The sequence below is a fragment of the Streptomyces sp. WM6378 genome (assembly GCF_001279695.1).
GTDB lineage: Bacteria > Actinomycetota > Actinomycetes > Streptomycetales > Streptomycetaceae > Streptomyces.
In genome coordinates, this window is the sequence record NZ_LGDD01000001.1 from 109,103 (window position 1) to 127,343 (window position 18,241).

At 71.5% G+C, this 18,241-nt stretch carries 16 protein-coding genes; 9 read left to right on the forward strand and 7 right to left on the reverse strand.

Annotation, left to right across the window (positions count from 1 at the left end; all coding sequences use genetic code 11):
• Positions 1–67 precede the first annotated feature (67 nt).
• Positions 68–1,462 (forward strand): aldehyde dehydrogenase family protein, encoded by a 1,395-nt coding sequence (locus ADK54_RS00500; protein ID WP_053723432.1) that lies wholly within the window; start codon positions 68–70, stop codon positions 1,460–1,462.
• 50 nt (positions 1,463–1,512) lie between these two features.
• The gene (locus ADK54_RS00505) at positions 1,513–2,592 is read left to right on the forward strand and encodes a Zn-dependent alcohol dehydrogenase (protein ID WP_053723433.1); all 1,080 of its coding nucleotides are present in this window, start codon (positions 1,513–1,515) and stop codon (positions 2,590–2,592) included.
• Between the two features lie 118 nt (positions 2,593–2,710).
• On the opposite strand, the gene ADK54_RS00510 is transcribed toward ADK54_RS00505, so the two are convergent.
• Positions 2,711–3,718: a DMT family transporter gene (locus tag ADK54_RS00510; protein WP_053723434.1), complete on the reverse strand. Its 1,008-nt coding sequence runs from the start codon at positions 3,716–3,718 to the stop codon at positions 2,711–2,713.
• Between the two features lie 81 nt (positions 3,719–3,799).
• Positions 3,800–4,480: a TetR/AcrR family transcriptional regulator gene (locus ADK54_RS00515; protein ID WP_078966039.1), complete on the reverse strand. Its 681-nt coding sequence runs from the start codon at positions 4,478–4,480 to the stop codon at positions 3,800–3,802.
• A 57-nt stretch (positions 4,481–4,537) separates the two neighbouring features.
• Between ADK54_RS00515 and ADK54_RS00520 the strand changes: the two genes are divergently transcribed.
• From ADK54_RS00520 to ADK54_RS00530, 3 genes are all read left to right on the forward strand, one after another.
• A complete protein-coding gene (locus tag ADK54_RS00520; RefSeq protein ID WP_053723436.1) occupies positions 4,538–5,695 on the forward strand; it encodes an acyl-CoA dehydrogenase family protein in 1,158 nt (385 codons plus the stop codon).
• A 76-nt stretch (positions 5,696–5,771) separates the two neighbouring features.
• A complete protein-coding gene (locus ADK54_RS00525) occupies positions 5,772–6,059 on the forward strand; it encodes a YiaA/YiaB family inner membrane protein (RefSeq protein ID WP_053723528.1) in 288 nt (95 codons plus the stop codon).
• Between the two features lie 107 nt (positions 6,060–6,166).
• Positions 6,167–6,805: a TetR/AcrR family transcriptional regulator gene (locus tag ADK54_RS00530; protein WP_053723437.1), complete on the forward strand. Its 639-nt coding sequence runs from the start codon at positions 6,167–6,169 to the stop codon at positions 6,803–6,805.
• Here the strand turns inward: ADK54_RS00530 and ADK54_RS00535 are convergent.
• Entirely contained in the window at positions 6,793–7,254 is a 462-nt protein-coding gene (locus tag ADK54_RS00535; protein WP_053723438.1) for a MaoC family dehydratase, read from the reverse strand. The genes ADK54_RS00530 and ADK54_RS00535 overlap by 13 nt on opposite strands.
• A gap of 198 nt (positions 7,255–7,452) precedes the next feature.
• On the opposite strand from ADK54_RS00535, the gene soxR reads away from it, so the two are divergent.
• Complete coding sequence (soxR, locus tag ADK54_RS00540; protein WP_053723439.1) at positions 7,453–7,914, forward strand: redox-sensitive transcriptional activator SoxR; 462 nt, start codon at positions 7,453–7,455, stop codon at positions 7,912–7,914.
• A gap of 66 nt (positions 7,915–7,980) precedes the next feature.
• Here the strand turns inward: soxR and ADK54_RS00545 are convergent, their stop codons facing one another.
• Both ADK54_RS00545 and ADK54_RS00550 read right to left on the reverse strand, forming a co-directional pair.
• Positions 7,981–8,688 (reverse strand): 3-keto-5-aminohexanoate cleavage protein, encoded by a 708-nt coding sequence (locus ADK54_RS00545; protein WP_053723529.1) that lies wholly within the window; start codon positions 8,686–8,688, stop codon positions 7,981–7,983.
• Between the two features lie 149 nt (positions 8,689–8,837).
• The gene (locus ADK54_RS00550) at positions 8,838–9,449 is read right to left on the reverse strand and encodes a hypothetical protein (RefSeq protein WP_053723440.1); all 612 of its coding nucleotides are present in this window, start codon (positions 9,447–9,449) and stop codon (positions 8,838–8,840) included.
• Between the two features lie 553 nt (positions 9,450–10,002).
• Between ADK54_RS00550 and ADK54_RS00555 the strand changes: the two genes are divergently transcribed.
• Entirely contained in the window at positions 10,003–12,837 is a 2,835-nt protein-coding gene (locus ADK54_RS00555) for a penicillin acylase family protein (RefSeq protein ID WP_078966040.1), read from the forward strand.
• Between the two features lie 18 nt (positions 12,838–12,855).
• On the opposite strand, the gene ADK54_RS00560 is transcribed toward ADK54_RS00555, so the two are convergent.
• A complete protein-coding gene (locus tag ADK54_RS00560) occupies positions 12,856–14,172 on the reverse strand; it encodes a serine-threonine protein kinase (RefSeq protein ID WP_199826832.1) in 1,317 nt (438 codons plus the stop codon).
• 107 nt (positions 14,173–14,279) lie between these two features.
• Positions 14,280–15,503, reverse strand: a complete 1,224-nt coding sequence (locus tag ADK54_RS00565; protein WP_053723441.1) for an exo-beta-N-acetylmuramidase NamZ domain-containing protein — start codon at positions 15,501–15,503, stop codon at positions 14,280–14,282.
• Between the two features lie 276 nt (positions 15,504–15,779).
• On the opposite strand from ADK54_RS00565, the gene ADK54_RS00570 reads away from it, so the two are divergent.
• Both ADK54_RS00570 and ADK54_RS00575 read left to right on the forward strand, forming a co-directional pair.
• A complete protein-coding gene (locus ADK54_RS00570; RefSeq protein WP_053723442.1) occupies positions 15,780–16,553 on the forward strand; it encodes an SDR family oxidoreductase in 774 nt (257 codons plus the stop codon).
• Positions 16,550–18,202, forward strand: coding sequence for a class I adenylate-forming enzyme family protein (locus ADK54_RS00575; RefSeq protein ID WP_053723443.1), 1,653 nt, complete (start codon positions 16,550–16,552; stop codon positions 18,200–18,202). The genes ADK54_RS00570 and ADK54_RS00575 overlap by 4 nt, the downstream gene beginning before the upstream one ends.
• Positions 18,203–18,241: the final 39 nt, after the last annotated feature.

Below are 18,241 nucleotides of genomic sequence, written 5' to 3' on the forward strand. Positions count from 1 at the left end.
GGCGCCCAAAAACTAACGGCGCTAGTTTGAGCGGCGCAGGACACTGGCTCGGCTCGGGAGGAATGCCATGAAGGCCCACGACGGGATGTACATCGGCGGCGAGTGGCGAGCTGCCGCAGGCCAGGACGCCATCGCGGTGGTGAACCCGGTGGACGAGCAGGTCATCGCCCACGTCCCGGCGGGCACCGCCGAGGACGTCGACAGCGCGGTGCACGCCGCCCGCGCGGCACTCCCGGCCTGGGCCGCGACCCCGCCCGCCGAGCGCGCGGCGAAGCTCACGGCGCTGCGGGACCGGCTGGTCGCCCGCAAGGACGAGATCGCCGCGACCATCAGCGCCGAACTGGGCGCACCGCCGGCCTTCGCCCAGGCCGTGCACACCGGTCTGCCGATCGCGATCGCCGGTTCGTACGCCGAGCTGGCCGCCACGTACGCCTTCCAGGAGAAGATCGGGAACTCCACGGTCTACCAGGAGCCGGTCGGGGTCGTCGGCGCGATCACGCCCTGGAACTATCCACTGCACCAGATCGTCAACAAGGTGGCTCCCGCACTGGCGGCGGGCTGCACGGTCGTCCTCAAGCCCGCCGAGGACACGCCCCTGACCGCGCAGCTCTTCGCAGAGGCGGTGCACGAAGCCGGCCTGCCCGCCGGTGTGTTCAACCTGGTCACCGGCCTCGGCCCGGTCGCGGGCCAGGCGCTCGCCGGGCACGAAGGGGTCGACCTGGTCTCCTTCACCGGCTCGACGGCCGTCGGAAGGACGATCGGTGCCACGGCGGGCGCCGCCGTCAAGCGGGTCGCCCTGGAGCTGGGCGGCAAGTCCGCCAACGTCATCCTGCCCTCCGCCGACCTCGCCAAGGCCGTGGGCGTCGGCGTCGCCAACGTGATGGGCAACTCCGGCCAGACGTGCAGCGCCTGGACGCGGATGCTGGTCCACGCCGACCAGTACGACGAGGCCGTCGAGCTGGCCTCGGCCGCCGCCGCCAAGTACACCGTCGGCGACCGCGTCGGCCCGCTCGTCAACGCCAAGCAGCTGGCGCGCGTGCGCGGCTACATCGAGCAGGGCGTGCGGGAGGGCGCGCGCATCGTCGCGGGTGGCCCCGAAGCACCCCTGGAGCGGGGCTACTACGTCACGCCGACGGTCTTCGCGGACGTCACCCCCGAGATGACCATCGCCCAGGAGGAGATCTTCGGCCCGGTCGTCTCGATCATCAAGTACGTGGACGAGGACGACGCCCTGCGGATCGCGAACGGCACCGTGTACGGCCTGGCGGGCGGGGTCTGGGCGGGCGACGAGGCGGAGGCCGTGGCCTTCGCGCGCCGCATGGACACCGGCCAGGTCGACATCAACGGCGGACGCTTCAACCCCCTTGCCCCCTTCGGCGGTTACAAGCAGTCGGGCGTGGGCCGCGAGCTCGGCGTCCACGGCCTGACCGAGTACCTCCAGACGAAGTCGCTCCAGTTCTGAGACCGCAGCGTTCCCTTCTTCCATCTCACCGTTCAGGAGTAACGCAAGCCATGGTTCGCGCCGCCGTACTGCCCGCCGTCGGCTCTCCGCTGGAGATCACCGACATCGACCTCCCCGCGCCGGGCCCCGGCCAGGTGCGGGTGCGCCTGGCCGCCGCCGGGGTATGCCACTCCGACCTCTCGCTCACCAACGGCACCATGCGGGTCCCGGTCCCGGCCGTCCTCGGCCACGAGGGCGCGGGAACCGTGGTCTCCGTCGGCGAGGGCGTTGCATCGGTGGCCCCCGGCGACGAGGTCGTCCTCAACTGGGCGCCGTCCTGCGGGAGTTGTCACCCCTGCTCGCTGGGCGAGGTGTGGCTGTGCGTCAACGCGCTGAACGGCGCGGCCTCGGTGTACGCGCGCACCGCCGACGGCACGGAGCTGCACCCGGGCCTGAACGTGGCCGCGTTCGCCGAGGAGACCGTGGTCGCCGAGAACTGCCTGATCCCGCTCCCCGAGGGCGTCCCGCTCACCGAGGCCGCGCTGCTCGGCTGCGCGGTGCTCACCGGGTACGGGGCGATCCACCACTCGGCCAAGGTGCGCGAGGGCGAGACGGTCGCGGTGTTCGGCGCGGGCGGCGTGGGCCTGGCCACCCTCCAGTCGGCCAGGATCGCGGGCGCCGCGCGGATCATCGCCGTCGACGTCTCCCCGGAGAAGGAGGAGCTGGCCCGCCGGGCGGGCGCGACCGACTTCGTGGTCGCCTCCGAGACCACGGCCAAGGACATCCGGGGGCTCACCGGCGGCCAGGGAACCGACGTGGCCGTCGAGTGCGTGGGCCGCGCCGTCACCATCCGTACCGCCTGGGAGTCGACCCGGCGCGGCGGCCGCACCACCGTCGTCGGCATCGGCGGCAAGGACCAGCAGGTCACCTTCAACGCCCTGGAGATCTTCCACTGGGGCCGCACGCTCGCGGGCTGCGTGTACGGCAACTCCGACCCGGCGACCGACGTCCCGGTCCTGGCCGGACACATTCGCGCCGGCCGCCTGGACCTCGACGCGATGGTGTCCGAGCGCATCGCCCTGGACGGAATCCCGGCGGCCTTCGACAACATGCTGGCGGGGAAGGGGGGACGGGCGCTGGTGGTGTTCTAGGGGGTGGGTTAAGGGGTGCCGGTGGCGTTCTGGGCGGGCTCAGCGCTTTTAGGGGCGCGGGGAACTGCGCGACCGGCCGCAGACGGCCCGCACTCGACCAACCGGCCGGCGGGAGCGCTCAGTTGACCCGCTCCCCGGGGCTGGGCTCGCCCAGATCCTCGGGCTCGGGGCCAGGGGGCACCGCCCCGTCCGTGGAGGTGGCCCCGGACGTCACCGTGACCCCGCCCCCGGAGGCCCGCGGCCGGGACCGCGAAACAGCCACACCCGCGAGGCAGATCGCGCCGCCCGCCAGGGTGAGCGCGGCCGGGACCTCGTCGAGGACCGCCCAGGACATCAGCACGACCATCGCGGGCACCACGTACGTCGTCGCACCCATGCGACTCGCCGAGGTGCGGGCCAGCGCGAACGCCCACGTCGTGAAGGCGAGCGCGGTCGGGAACACCCCCAGGTAGACCATGTTGAGCGTCGCGGAGAGCGGCGCGTGCGAGGCACCCGAGAGCAGCTGCCCGCTGAACGGCAGGCAGGCCACCGCCCCCACCAGGCAGCTGAAGAAGGTGACTTGGAGCGGGGTGCCGTGCCGCAGGGCCGGCTTCTGCAGGACGACCCCGGCCGCGTAGGTCGCCGCCGCGACCAGGCACAGCACCACGCCGAGCACCGAGGCGTGCCCGTCGCCCGACATCGAGAGCCCGACCGCGATCGCGCCCGCGAACGAGACGGCCATGCCGGCGACCAGCCGCGGCGGCAGCGCCTCGCCGAGGAAGCGCGAGGCGAGCAGCGCCATGAGGATGGGCCCGATGTTGACGATCATCGCGGCGGTACCGGCATCGACCTGCCGTTCACCCCAGTTGAGGGCCACCATGTAGCAGCCGAACCACAGAAAACCCGACGCCACGATGCCCGGCCAGGCGGCGCGCGGCGGGAGCCCCTCTCGGCGTATGAGGAGGAAGAGCCCGAGCACGAGCGACCCGGCGAGGAGGCGGCCGAGGGCGAGGGCGCCGGGGGAGTAGGCCTCCCCGGCGCTGCGGATCGACACGAAGGCCGAGGCCCACAGCACGACGGAGACGGCCACCGCGGCCAGGGCGAGCCGAGCGGAGTGGCGCTCGGCGGAGGGGTTGGTCATGGTCATGCGAGGACAGTAGGCGCAGGGAGGCCGGGGGCCGGCCGAATTATCGTGCCGGGCCCGGGCTCCCGAATGATCGGGAAACGATCAGGAGGGGACCTGGGCCTCCGGAGCCGACTGGTTGCCCAGCGCCCGGTACTGCATCGAGAGCCCGTCGAGCAGGGCCCGCAGCCCCGTCTCGAAGGCACTCTCGTCGATCTTCTCCTGCTGCTCGGCGAGGAGGTGCGCCTGGCCCAGATGCGGATAGTCCGCCGGGTCGTACGCCGTCTCGTCGTCCACGAAGCCGCGGGCGAAGGAGCCGAGCGCCGAGCCCATGATGAAGTACCGCATCAGCGCGCCGATCCGGGTCGCCTGGGCGGGTGGCCAGCCGGCCGCGACCATCGCGCCGAACACCGCGTCCGCGAGCCGCAGACCGGCCGGGCGCCGGCCCGGCCCCTGGGCGAGAACCGGAACGATGTTGGGGTGGCGGGTCAGGACCGCGCGGTAGGCGAGCGCCCAGTCGCGCAGGGACGTACGCCAGTCGCGGTCGTCGTCCGGGTCGAACATCGACAGGTCGACCTGTGCGGAGGTGGCGTCCGCGACGGCCTCCAGGATCTCGTCCTTGGTGCGGAAGTGGTTGTAGAGCGAGGGCCCGCTGACCCCGAGCTCGGCGGCGAGGCGGCGGGTCGAGACGGCCGCCAGGCCCTCCGCGTCCACGAGCGCGCTCGCCGCCGTGACGATGCGGTCGGTGCTCAGGAGGGGCTTGCGCGGTCGGGCCATGCGGCACATAGTAGGGCCTGCCAACCAAAAACTAGCAGTGGTAATTAAATCTGGGGTGCAGCCGAAATGAACCTGGAGCTGAGCGAGGAACAGACGGCCGTGCGGCAGCTCGCCGAGGAGTTCGTCGGCCGCGAGATCGCCCCGCACGTCGTCGAGTGGGACCGCTCCGAGAACATCGACAAGTCGATCGTGAAGAAGCTGGGCGCGCTCGGCTTCCTAGGGCTCACCATCGACGAGGAGTACGGCGGCTCGGGCGGCGACCACCTCGCCTACTGCCTGGTCACCGAGGAACTCGGCCGCGGCGACTCCTCGGTCCGCGGCATCGTCTCCGTCTCGCTCGGCCTGGTCACCAAGACGATCGCGTCCTGGGGCAGCGAGGAGCAGAAGCGCGCCTGGCTCCCGCGCCTCACCTCCGGCGACGCCATCGGCTGCTTCGGCCTCACCGAGCCGGGCACGGGCTCGGACGCGGGGAACCTCACCACGAAGGCCGTCCGGGACGGCGCGTCCGGCGACTACGTGATCAACGGCGCCAAGATGTTCATCACCAACGGGACCTGGGCCGATGTGGTGCTGCTCTTCGCCCGCACCAACGACACCCCGGGCCACCGCGGCGTCTCCGCCTTCCTCGTCCCGACCGACACCCCGGGCCTGACGCGCCGCACCATCCACGGCAAGCTCGGGCTGCGCGGCCAGGCGACCGCCGAGCTCGTCCTCGACGACGTACGGGTCCCGGCGGGTGCGCTGCTCGGCCCCGAGGGCAAGGGCTTCTCCATAGCGATGTCGGCGCTCGCCAAGGGGCGGATGTCGGTCGCGGCCGGCTGCGTCGGCATCGCTCAGGCGGCGCTGGACGCGGCCGTCAAGTACGCCGGTGAACGCGAACAGTTCGGCAGGTCGATCGCCCACTACCAGCTCGTCCAGGAGCTGATCAGCGACATCTCGGTGGACGTGGACGCGGCCCGGCTGCTGACCTGGCGGGTCGCCGATCTCGTCGACCGGGGCGAGGAGTTCGCGACCGCTGCGTCCAAGGCGAAGCTGTTCGCCTCCGAGGCCGCGGTGCGCTCCGCCAACAACGCCCTCCAGGTCTTCGGCGGTTACGGCTACATCGACGAGTACCCGGTCGGAAAGCTGCTGCGCGACGCCCGCGTGATGACCCTGTACGAGGGCACCAGCCAGATCCAGAAGCTGATCATCGGCCGCGCGGAGACCGGGGTCTCGGCCTTTTGACCCCCCGGCTGTCTGAGTACGTACTGAGTACGAGAGCGGATGTGGCGCGCGCCACATCCGCTCCATGCTGTGCGCCATGAGTGAGACACCGGTCAAGCAGCAGAACACCGCGGCGTACTACGGACAGGCCGTCGCCGCCTTCTCGATCGCGCTCGTCGCCACCGCGATCGGCATCCTCCGCCTCCAGGCGGACGCCTGGGTGCGGGCCTTCCTCGGCATAGCGGTCCTCTACCTCGTCACGTCCGCCTTCACACTGGCCAAGGTGATCAGGGACCGGCAGGAGGCCGGGCAGATCGTCAGCCGCGTCGACCAGGCCCGCCTGGAGAAGCTCCTGGCCGAACACGACCCGTTCCAGAAGCTTTAGGCCGACGGCGACCAGACCCGCCGGACAGGGCCTAAGCGCTTGCTCACCCTCGGGGTATGGTGTTCGTCCTGCTGAACGGAAGTGCGGACGGACGGAAGGGGCGAGCGATGGGCACGGCTGACGTGACTGAGGAGACGGCCGGCGGCGAGGAGAAGCCGTGGGGCGAGGTCACGCCCGAGGCTGCCAGGAGACTGCTCGTCGCCGCCGTCGAGGCCTTCGCTGAGCGCGGGTACCACGCGACCACGACCCGGGACATCGCGGGCCGGGCCGGCATGAGCCCGGCCGCGCTCTACATCCACTACAAGACCAAGGAAGAGCTGCTCCACCGGATCAGCCGGATCGGCCACGACAAGGCTCTGGAGATCCTCCGGTCCGCGGCCGACGGCGAAGGCAGCGCCGCCGAGCGGCTCTCCGCCGCGGTGCGCTCCTTCGTCCGCTGGCACGCGGGGCACCACATGACGGCCCGCGTGGTCCAGTACGAGCTCGACGCGCTCGGCGCCGAGCACCGCACCGAGATCGTGGAGCTGCGCAGGCAGAGCGACGCCGCGGTGCGCCGCATCCTCAACGAGGGCGTGGCGGCGGGCGAGTTCGACGTGCCGGACGTGCCGGGCACCACGCTCGCCGTCCTGTCGCTCTGCATCGACGTGGCCCGCTGGTTCAACACCGAGGGCCGCCGCACGCCCGACGAGGTCGGCGCGCTGTACGCCGGCCTCGTGCTGCGGATGGTGGGGGCTCAGAAGAAGTAGCGCGAGACCGATTCCGCCACGCACACCGGCTTGTCGCCGCCCTCGCGTTCGACGGTGACCTTCGCCGTGACCTGGACGCCGCCGCCCGCCTCCACGACCTCCGTGAGGACCGCCGTGGCGCGCAGCCGCGAGCCGACCGGCACGGGGGAGGGGAAGCGGACCTTGTTGGTGCCGTAGTTGATGCCCATCTTCATGCCCTCGACGCGCAGCACCTGCGGGACCAGCGTCGGCAGCAGCGACAGGGTGAGATAGCCGTGCGCGATGGTCGTCCCGAAGGGGCCGGCCGCGGCGCGCTCCGGGTCGACGTGGATCCACTGGTGGTCGCCGGTGGCGTCGGCGAACAGGTCGATCCGCTTCTGGTCGATCTCCAGCCAGTCGCTGTGCCCGAGCTGCTCTCCCACCCCGGCCTTCAGCTCCTCGGCGGACGTGAAGATCCTCGGCTCTGCCATGTCCCTGGTCCCTGCCTCTCGCGACGCTCTCGCAGTCATGAACAAGTACATGCGCAAGCACCTGTACAAGCGCTTGCTCAGCTAGCTCAGCATGGTTGGGGCCGCCGGTCCTGTCAACGACGTACGGGGGGCGGGGGCCGGGCCCGTCGCGTAGGGCGCCCGGGCGGGGCCGGGGCGGGGGCCAGTAGGGTTCGAGGGGTGCCGCAGATTCCAGAGAAGATCCACGAGCTCACGGTCGGGCAGCTGTCCGCGCGCAGCGGGGCCGCCGTGTCCGCCCTGCACTTCTACGAGTCCAAGGGCCTGATCAGCAGCCGCCGGACCTCCGGCAATCAGCGCCGCTACTGCCGGGACACCCTGCGCCGCGTGGCCTTCATCCGGGCCGCGCAGCGCGTCGGCATCCCGCTGGCCACGATCCGGGACGCCCTGGCCGAACTCCCCGAGGAGCGCACCCCCACCAAGGAGGACTGGGCCCGCCTGTCCGAGAACTGGCGCGCCGAACTCGACCGGCGCATCACACAGTTGGGCCGGCTGCGCGACCACCTCTCGGACTGCATCGGCTGTGGCTGTCTGTCCCTGGACAACTGCGTGCTGTCCAACCCGGACGACGTCTTCGGCGACAGCCTGACCGGCTCCCGGCTGCTCGCCGAGCGCAAGGCCTGAGTGCCGCCCCGGCCCGTTGTGAGCAGGCACCGGCCCCCGTACGGGCAGCCCGCGACGCCCTACGGGTTACGAGCAGGCCAGCGCCGCCCGTACCAACTGGGCGTTGGACTCGGCCCGCTCGCCGTCCGGCAGTACCAGCACGTCCTCCAGCCCTATTCGGGTGTCGAGCCCCAGCCTGCGCGCCAGGCGCAGCACCGGCCAGGTGCCTCCGTCATGGCTGTGCAGGAGGATGGGCCTGCCGTGCGCGGTGCCCAGCTCGGTGAGCAGCGCGTGGGCCGTCGGCTCGGCGGCCTCGGCGGACGTGCCGATCACCTCGGCGAGGATGCGCAACACCCTTGAGGAATGGGGGGAGTTGAGGAAGCGCTGGGCGGCGGGGGTGTCGGACCAGATGCCTGCCTCGATGCCCACGCCCCGATCGAGCAGGGCGGCCGCCACCTCGTCGGCGCCGTCCTCGTGCCAGTTGACCGACGCGTAGTCGGGCAGCACCGTCCAGGACCGGACGCGCTCCAGCCGGCGGGCCGGATCCGGCTCCGCCCAGGCGCCCGTGGTCACCCCGACCGGCACCGACACCGCGGCCCGTATCGCCTCAAGTGCCGGGCCCACCACGCGTGGTGAGAGCGAATCGCTTCCGCAGGGCGTCTTGGGGTGGACATGGACCTCGGCGGCACCGGCGGCCACGGCCGCTGCCGCGGACTCGGCCAGGGCGGCCGGGGACAGCGGCACCGCCGACCCGTCCTGAGCACTTCGTACGCCGTTCAGGCAGACCTGGATCATGCCTTCGATGGTGCCAGAGCCCACTGACAACGCGGACTCCACCGACAGTGCGGGCTCCACCGGCAACGCGGGCTCCGCCGATAGCGAGGACTCCGCCGATGGAAGCCCCTCTGGCAACGCGGGGGAGAGTCGGCTCGCCCCCGCGCCGCTCACGCCACCGATGCCAGTTCTCCGCGCCGTGCCGCCTTGGCCCGTGCCACCGCCTCGGAGGTCAGCACCGGGCGCGGCACCAGAATCCCGCAGCCCGAGCAGACCGGTCCGAACCACGGCTCGTGGGTCAGATCCTGGTTCCACACCAGCCGGCTCCCCCCGCACACCGGGCACACCGTGCCGGGCGCGGCCCGCAGCGCCGCGATCATGCGGCCGAGCACCTCGGCCAGCGGCTCGGTGGGATGTGTCGTGGGATCGTCGCACCAGGCCACCCCGAAACCGCCCCAGGTGCGCCGGTGCCAGTCGTCGAAGGAGCCCGGGCGCCGCAGCCCCGCGTGCTTCTCGCGCTTCCTGCGCTCCGCGAACTCCACTTCGTAGGCGAGCCAGACGGCCCTGGCCGCCTCCAGCTCCTCCAGTGCGGCCACCAGCCGCGCCGGATCGGGTGCCCGGTCCTCGGGCCCGATGCGGTGCCTGCCGCACAGATGGTCCCAGGTCGCCCTGTGCCCGTAGGGGGCGAACCGCTCCAGACACTTGCGCAGCGAATAGCGCCGCAACGCGAGGTCGTTCCTCGGGTCGCGCACCTGTCTCGCCAGACTGCGGAAACCAGCCATGGCCCTGCCACCTCCGTCGCTCGTACTTCGGCGTCGAGGAATGGACGTGCCCGAAGGCGATCCGGCTCCATCGAAATTCCGATGGCGTCCATTACGGGGGATTCGCCTACCCTGTCCCAACCGTTGGAATCCCATTCTCATGAACTCCTCAGAACGTGGCCCGTATGGACCGTTCCCCCCGCCGACCTGCTGGAACGGTGCAAGAGGCCAGGCAGCGGCGGTGCCGGGGGAGCGCCGAGGCCGACAAAGGATCAGGCCCTCGGTCACATCCGGAATCCCTTCAACCGGTTTGGCCCCTATGGGCACTTGGGAACCAGTGGCACGGCCGGTATTCGCCCGTCCCACATAACCCTGCGGAGCCCGGAAGGAATACGCGTGCCGGCGGAGGCCGAAAGGGCACAGCTTCCGCAGCCGGCTCGCCGACCGGCCCGCCGTGATCGCGGAGCAGGTCGGGCGGGCGTGTGGGGATTCGGAGAAGGTGACGCATGTTCACCTTACGGCGCGGTGTTACCCCAAGTAGCCTCCGGCGCATCGGCCCCCACTAGGAGCGCGCATGCGACGACGCACCGCAAGGCTCACAACAGCCATAAAAACCAGCAGACTTCGACGCCTGACGGGCACGGGACGCGGCAGAGCCGCCGCCTGCGCCGCCACCGTCATCGCCCTGTCCGCCGCCCTGCTCGGCCCCGCGGTCCCGGCCGGCGCGGCCGAACCCGCGGACGGCGACCTCTGCCAGGGGCAGTGCTCCGACATCCTGCCGCCCGGCGCCAACGGCAACGCCACCCTCGTCGAGATCCTCGGGAACAAGGTGTTCGGGACCCACCCCGCACACAGCGACGACGAGCTCGGCAAGTACGACGCCCTGGTCGCCGGCCAGTCCTCGCTCACCGACGACAAGCTCAACAGCTTCTTCAACGACGCCTCCTTCGGCGTCCCGAACGGGCAGGTGGAGTCCACGACTTCGCCCCGCCCCGACGTCACCATCACCCGCGACAAGGCCACGGGCGTACCGCACATCAAGGGCACCACGCGGTACGGGACCGAGTACGGCGCCGGGTACGCGGCCGGGCAGGACCGGCTCTGGCTCATGGACCTCTTCCGCCACATCGGGCGCGGCGAGCTCACCTCGTTCGCGGGGGGCGCCCTCGCCAACCAGGGCCTTGAGCAGGAGTTCTGGCCGCAGGCCCCGTACGCCGAGGCCGATCTCCAGGCGCAGGTCGACCGCATCCGTACCGCCAACGGAGCCCGCGGCGAGCGGGCCATGGCCGACGCCCAGGCCTATGTCGACGGCATCAACGCCTATGCCAAGCAGTCCAAGGACGGTCGCTACTTCCCCGGCGAGTACGTCCTCACCGGCAAGATCGACTCCATTACGAACGTGGGCGAGATCCAGCCCTTCAAGCTCACCGACCTGATCGCGCTCGCCTCCGTGGTGGGCGGGCTCTTCGGCGGCGGCGGGGGCGGCGAGGTCCAGGCCGCACTGTCGCTCCAGGCCGCGCAGGCCAAGTACGGCGTGGCCGAGGGCACCAAGGTCTGGGAGTCCTTCCGCGAGCGCAACGACCCCGAGTCCGTGCTCACCGTTCACGACGGCACCAGCTTCCCGTACGCGGGCAAGCCCGCCGACGCGCAGGGCGCCGCGATGCCCGACCCCGGCACGGTCGTCCCCGAACAGCTCGTCTACGACCGCACCGGCTCGGCGAACACCAATGCCAAGGCGGACGTGAAAGTTCCCCAGCAGCTCAAGCCGTTGAAGGGCGTGTACGACAACGGTGTGCTGCCCGGCATCGACCTCGGCAAGCCGCGCGGCATGTCCAACGCCCTCGTGGTGTCCGGCTCGCACACCGCGAGCGGCAACCCTGTAGCGGTGTTCGGTCCCCAAACCGGCTATTTCGCGCCACAGTTGCTGATGCTCCAGGAGATCCAGGGCCCCGGCATCAGCGCCCGGGGCGCCTCCTTCGCCGGGGTCGGCATGTACGTCCAGCTCGGCCGCGGCCAGGACTACGCCTGGTCGGCCACCTCGGCGGGCCAGGACATCACCGACACGTACGCGGTCGAGCTCTGCCAGGACGCCACCCACTATCTCTACCGGGGCGTGTGCACCCCGATGGAGAAGCTGGAGAAGACCAACTCCTGGAAGCCGACGGTCGCCGACACCACGGCGGCCGGCTCCTACCGGATGCAGGTGTGGCGCACCAACTACGGCATCGTCACCGCCCGCGCCACCATTGGCGGCAAGCCCGTCGCGTACACCTCACTGCGCTCCACCTACCGGCACGACGCGGATTCGATCATCGGCTTCCAGATGATGAACGACCCCTCCTACGTCAAGGACGCCAAGACCTTCCAGGAGGCGGCCCAGCACGTCGACTACACCTTCAACTGGTTCTACGCGGACTCCCGCACCGCCGCCTACTACAACAGCGGCCTGAACCCGGTCCGCAACCCGAACGTCGACCCCTCGCTGCCCGCCAAGGCGGAGCAGGCCTACGAGTGGCAGGGCTTCGACCCCGCGAACAACACCGCCGCCTACACCCCGCCCGCCCAGCACCCCCAGTCGATCGGCCAGGACTACTACGTCTCCTGGAACAACAAGCAGGCCAAGGACTACTCCACGGCCGGCTTCGGCGACGGCTCCGTGCACCGTGCCAACCTCCTCGACGACCGCGTGAAGGCGCTGGTCGCCCAAGGCGGCGTCACCCGCTCCTCGCTCACCCGGGCCATGGCCCAGGCCGCCGTCACCGACCTGCGCGGTGAGGACGTCCTGCCCGAGCTCCTCAAGGTGCTGCGCAGCGCGCCGATCACCGACCCCCAACTGGCCACCGCGGTACAGCAGTTGGAGGCCTGGCAGGCCGACGGAAGCCAGCGCCGCGAGACCTCGCAGGGCTCGCACGCCTACACCCATCCCGACGCGGTGCGCCTGATGGACGCCTGGTGGCCGCTGCTCGTCGAGGCCGAGTTCCGTCCCGGGCTGGGCGACCCGCTCTACAACGCCCTGACCGCCAACCTCGGCATCGACGAAGCGCCCTCGGCCGGGCACGGCCCGACCGGTGCGCACGCCGGGTCCGCCTTCCAGTACGGCTGGTGGAGCTACGCCGACAAGGACCTGCGTACGGTCCTGGGTGAGCCCGTGCAGGGGCCGCTGGCCCGCGCCTACTGTGGCGACGGCAAGCTCGACGCCTGCCGCGACAGCCTGCTCGGCACGCTCAAGCAGGCCGCCGCCAAGACCCCGGCGCAGGTCTACCCGGGTGACGCCGGCTGCGGGGCCGGCGACCAGTGGTGCGCCGACAGCATCGTGCAGCGACCGCTCGGCGGCATCACCCAGTCCGCGATCAGCTGGCAGAACCGGCCGACGTACCAGCAGGTCGTCGAGTTCCCCAGCCATCGCTAGGACGTGAACGGCCGCGGGTCAGGTCCTGCCGATCCGGCCCGCGGCCAGCACCACCTGGGCGAGCTCCGTGTGGCAGATGTCGCTGTGCGCGCCCGAGGGCGGCCCGCCGTCCTTCACCACGGCGGCCGCGTCCACGCTGACGCAGCCCGAGTCCGGCACCCCGTCGCGCAGCGCCTCGGCCAGCGTCAGCGTGGTGCAGGGGCTGACGGCCTGGATGCCGTCGTGGCCGATCGCCCACCACCGCTTGTCCAGGCCGGGCAGCGCGCTCGCGTAGTCCCCGGACAACGCGGACGCCAGCGGGTAGATGACGCCGAGCGCGGTGTCGAAGTGCGAGTAGCAGGAGACGACCGGGCCGTCGATCCGGCCCTGCGCGTCGCTCAGCGCGCCCGCGCCCGCGAGTCCGTCGGGCAGGCGCTCGGCGAAGACGTAGTGGGAGAAGGCCCCTTCGAGCAGCGTCACCGACTTCAGATTGCGCGCGCCCGCGGGCAGCCCCTTCAGCGCGAACGCGACCAGGCGCGCGCCCTGGCTGTGTCCGACGAGGTGCACGCGCAACTCGGGCCGTGCGGTGGCCAGTTGACCGATCAGCGGGCCGAGGCCGAGCTGCCCCACTTTGCCCGCCCGGCGCTTCATCTCGTAGTAGGTCGTCTGGCGCAGCACTTCCTTTGCGCCGTCCCACAGGTGCTTGAGGGAGCCGCCGATCGAGAACGAGGGGCCGGGCGGCCCTGGCTGTACGTCCATGCCGGTGTCGGCGAGGGCGGCCGTGAACGTCCGGCACAGCGCCAGGATGTCGTCGGTCAGGATCGCGGGCGTGGCGCCGGGCCCGTCCTCCGCCGCCAGGTCGCCGACGGTCCCGGCCCCGCTCGTGGCGGCCGTCGTCACGAGCTGCCGGGTCAGCCGCCCGAAGTCGTTGAACGCCTCCTCGGAGTCGGGCTGCCCGGCGAGGTGCGCGGCGATCTGGTCGACGGTCGCGTCCTGGCCGGGAAAGAAGCCCTTGAGCGCGGCGACGGTCGCGTCGTCGAGCCCGGGCCCTACGGCCGCCGTCGCCGCGGCGTGCGGAAAGTTCGGGATGGTCTCGTCGGTGAAGCGGATCGACGGCCAGATCACGCCGCCGTACCCGAGCCGCACCTGCGGCGAGTTCGCGAGCAGCGCGGGGAACGCCGCGAAGAAGGCCTGGTACAGACTCCGGGCTGCCGACGGGGTGTTGTTCCAGCCGTGGCAGAACAGCACCAGGTCCGTGGCGTCCACGCCGACCAGGGCCGCGCGCTCGGCGGGATCCGCGTCGCCGTCCGCGTCGAAGGTGATCTCCCGGTACGGCTCGACTCCGATGTCCGTCATGGCCCGACCTCCGGTCCGCTCGACGATGAGCGCCACCCATCGTCCCGCCGCACCGCGGAGCTGGCCATATGCGTGACACGAGGAGGTCCGGGCGGCCTCGGTTCGGCTCAGTCGTACATCAGGTGTTTCCGGCGTACGGTCCGGAACGCCGTGAGCCCCGGCTGCCAGGCGGCGACGATCTCGTCCGTCCCGGCGCCCGCGTCGACCATCGTGCGGACCAGCGCCGAGCCCGTGAGCTTGTCGATCCAGTTGTCCGGCCGCCAGGCGAAGCCGCGCCACACCCGCCGGGCGGTGACGAGGAGGGCGATCCCGGTGCGCACCGGGTCGAACAACTCCCTGTTGTGGACGTGCAGTTGGACCCCTCCGACCGTCTTCCCCTCGAACTTGGAGAAGGTCGGCGCGAAGTAGGCCTCGCGGCAGCGGAGGCCGGGCAGGGTGAGCTCATTGAGCGCGGCGGCCCACTTGCCGTCGATCCCCTCCGCGCCGAGCAGCTCGAACGGCCGCGTCGTGCCACGCCCCTCCGACAGGTTGGTGCCCTCGAAGAGGCAGGTGCCGGAGTAGACGAGAGCGGTGTCCGGGGTGGGCATGTTGGGGCTGGGCGGCACCCAGGGGAGCCCGGTGTCGTCGAAGAAGGCGGATCGCCGCCATCCCGTCATGGCCACCGTGGTCAACTGGACCTTGCCGCCCAGGAATTGGGCGTTGAACAGGCGGGCCAGCTCGGCTGCCGTCATCCCGTGCGCCTGCGCGATCGGCTGTCGCCCGACGAAGGTGGCGAACGCCGGGTCGAGGACCGGGCCGTACGCCGCGCGGCCGGTCACCGGGTTGGGCCGGTCCAGGACCACGAAGCGCTTGCCTGCGAGTGCGGCCGCTTCCATGCAGTCGTACAGGGTCCAGATGTAGGTGTAGAAGCGCGCCCCGACGTCCTGGATGTCGAAGACGATCGTGTCCACGGCGGAGGTGATGAAGATGTCCGCGAGGGGCCGGCCGCTCTTCGTGTACGTGTCGTACACGGGGAGCCCGGTCGCCGGGTCGTTGTAGCGGCCCTCGGAACCACCGGCCTGGGCGGTGCCGCGGAAGCCGTGCTCGGGGCCGAAGACGGCGCTCAGGTGCACGCGGGGGTCGGCGTGCATGACGTCCACGATGTGGCGTACGTCCTGGGTGACGCCGGTGGGGTTGGTGACGATTCCCACCTTTTGCCCGGCGAGGGGGGCGTAGCCGTCGGCGGCGAGGCGGGCGAAGCCGGTGCGGAGCGGGTCTTCGGAAGGGGTGGGGGAGGTGAGGGTGCCCGTCGCTAGCGTGCCGGCGAGCAGGGTGCGTCTGGACAGGGTCATCCGTACACCTCCGGGTTCGTACGGGGCCGTCATGCCCCCCCGCACGGTAGCGGGCGGCGGGGGCGCGCCGAGGCGGGCCACGCCCTGGGGCTCCGCCCCAGACCCCGTTCGCGCCTGAAGGGCGCTCGTCCTCAAACGCCGGACGGGCTGAAGATGCCAGTACCGGTCGGCACCGGTCCTGCCAGGGGCGCAGCCCCAGGAGGGCGGGCCCTTCCCAGGGGACATACCGACTGGTTAGTCTGTCGGGGCATTCGGCACGCAGAGAGGCGGGTCTCCATGAGCACGGGACAGGCGGTCAAGGGCGCCGCAGTGGTCGTCACCGGAGCGGGCGGCGGCATCGGCGCAGCCCTCGCGCGCAGATTCGCGGCGGAGGGCGCCCGGGTCGTCGTCAACGACCTGGACGCGGACAAGGCCCGTAAGACCGCCGAGGAGGTCGGCGGCATCGCCGTGCCAGGTGATGCGTCGGCCATCGTCGGGGCCGCCCGCGACGCCCTCGGCGGCACCATCGACATCTACTGCGCCAACGCGGGCCTGGGATCCGGCGGTTCGGAGTCCGCGCCCGAGGACGTGTGGGCCGCGGCCTGGGACGTCAACGTGATGGCCCACGTGAGGGCCGCCCGCGAGCTGCTCCCCGACTGGCTGGAGCGCGGCAGCGGACGCTTCGTGTCCACCGTCTCCGCCGCGGGGCTCCTCACCATGATCGGCGCGGCCCCCTACAGCGTCACCAAGCACGGCGCGCTCGCCTTCGCGGAGTGGCTGTCGCTGACCTACCGCCACCGCGGCATCCAGGTCCACGCGATCTGCCCGCAGGGCGTGCGCACCGACATGCTGGACGCCACCGGATCCGCCGGCGACCTCGTGCTCAAGCCCACCGCCATCGAGCCCGAAGAGGTGGCCGAGGCCCTCTTTGCCGCCATGGCCGACGACCGCTTCCTGGTGCTGCCCCACCCCGAGGTCGCCGACTACTACACGGCCCGTGCCGCCACCCCCGACCGCTGGCTGACCAGCATGAACCACCTCCAGCAGAAGTGGGAGACGAGCGCCGAATGACCTCGATCTACGCGGCCAAGCCCTGGCTCGCCCAGCTCAGCGACGCCCAGCGGGCGGACGTCACCCCGCCCGAGACCGTGCTGCACTCCTTCCGCGCCGCCGTCGCCCGCGCTCCCGAACGCACCGCGCTCGCCTACTTCGACGGCCGCCTCAGCTACGCCGAGACCGACGCGCTCTCCGACTCCGTGGCCGGCCACCTCGCCGCCCGGGGCCTGGTCCGCGGCGACCGCGTCGCGCTCATGCTCCAGAACACCCCGCACTTCGTGATCGCCCTGCTCGGCGCGTGGAAGGCCGGGGCCACCGTCGTCCCGCTCAACCCCATGTACAAATCGGGCGAGGTCGCGCACGTGCTGCGCGACGCCGAGGTCAGCGCGCTGATCTGCGCCGACCGCGCCTGGGAGAGCTACCTGCGCGACACCGCCGCCGGCTCCCCGGTCCGCATCGCCCTCACCGCCTGCGAGCTCGATCTTCAGACGGAGAACGACCAGAGGGTGCTCGGCTTCGAGCGGGTGCCTGCGCCCGGCGACACCGATGACCTCGTCGCCGTCGCCCGGCAGGGGCTCAAGGCTCCTGCCGGGCGGGAACTTTCCGCCGACGACACGGCGTTGATCAGTTACACGTCCGGCACCAGCGGCACCCCCAAAGGCGCGATGAACACCCATCGCGGCATCACCTACAACGCGGAGAGGCAGCGCACTGGACATCCGATAGCAGAAGGCTCGGGCTACTTCGCGCTCGCGCCGCTCTTCCACATCACCGGCATGGTCTGCGAGCTCGCCGCCTGCATCGCCAACGCGGGCACCCTGATCCTGGCCTACCGCTTCCACCCGGGTGTCGTCCTCGACGCCTTCGCCGAACACCGCCCCGCCTACACCGTCGGCCCCTCCACGGCCTTCATGGCGCTCGCGGCCACCCCCGGCGTCACCCGGGAGCACTTCGCGTCCTTCGAGGTCATCTCGTCGGGCGGCGCGCCCCTGCCGCCCGCACTGGTCGAGAAGTTCCGCGAGGGCTTCGGACCGTACATCCGCAACGGCTACGGTCTGACCGAGTGCACCGCCCCCTGTGCCTCGGTGCCGCCCGAGAAGGAAGCGCCCGTCGACCCGGTCTCCGGCACGCTGTCGGTCGGCGTGCCCGGGCCCGAGACGGTGGTGCGGATCATCGACCTCGAAGGCAACGAGGTGCCGTTCGGCGAGCAGGGCGAGATCGTGGTGCGCGGGCCGCAGGTCGTGCCCGGGTACTGGCGCCGCCCCGACGCCACCGCCGAGGCGTTCCCCGACGGCGAGCTGCGCACCGGCGACATCGGGTTCATGGACCGCGACGGCTGGCTCTACGTGGTCGACCGGATGAAGGACATGATCAACGCGTCCGGGTTCAAGGTCTGGCCGCGCGAGGTCGAGGACGTCCTGTACACCCACCCGGCGGTCCGCGAGGCGGCCGTCGTGGGCATCCCCGACGCGTACCGGGGCGAGAGCGTCAAGGCGTACGTCAGCCTGCGCCCGGGCGCCGAGGCCGACCCGGCCGAGCTCGCCGCGTACTGCAAGGAGCGGCTCGCCGCCTACAAGTACCCGCGCGAGGTGGAGATCCTGCCGGAGCTTCCCAAGACCACGAGTGGGAAGATCCTCAGGCGGGAACTGCGCACCCAGGCGTAGCGACCGGTACACACGACCAGCACGGCACGACCAGCACAC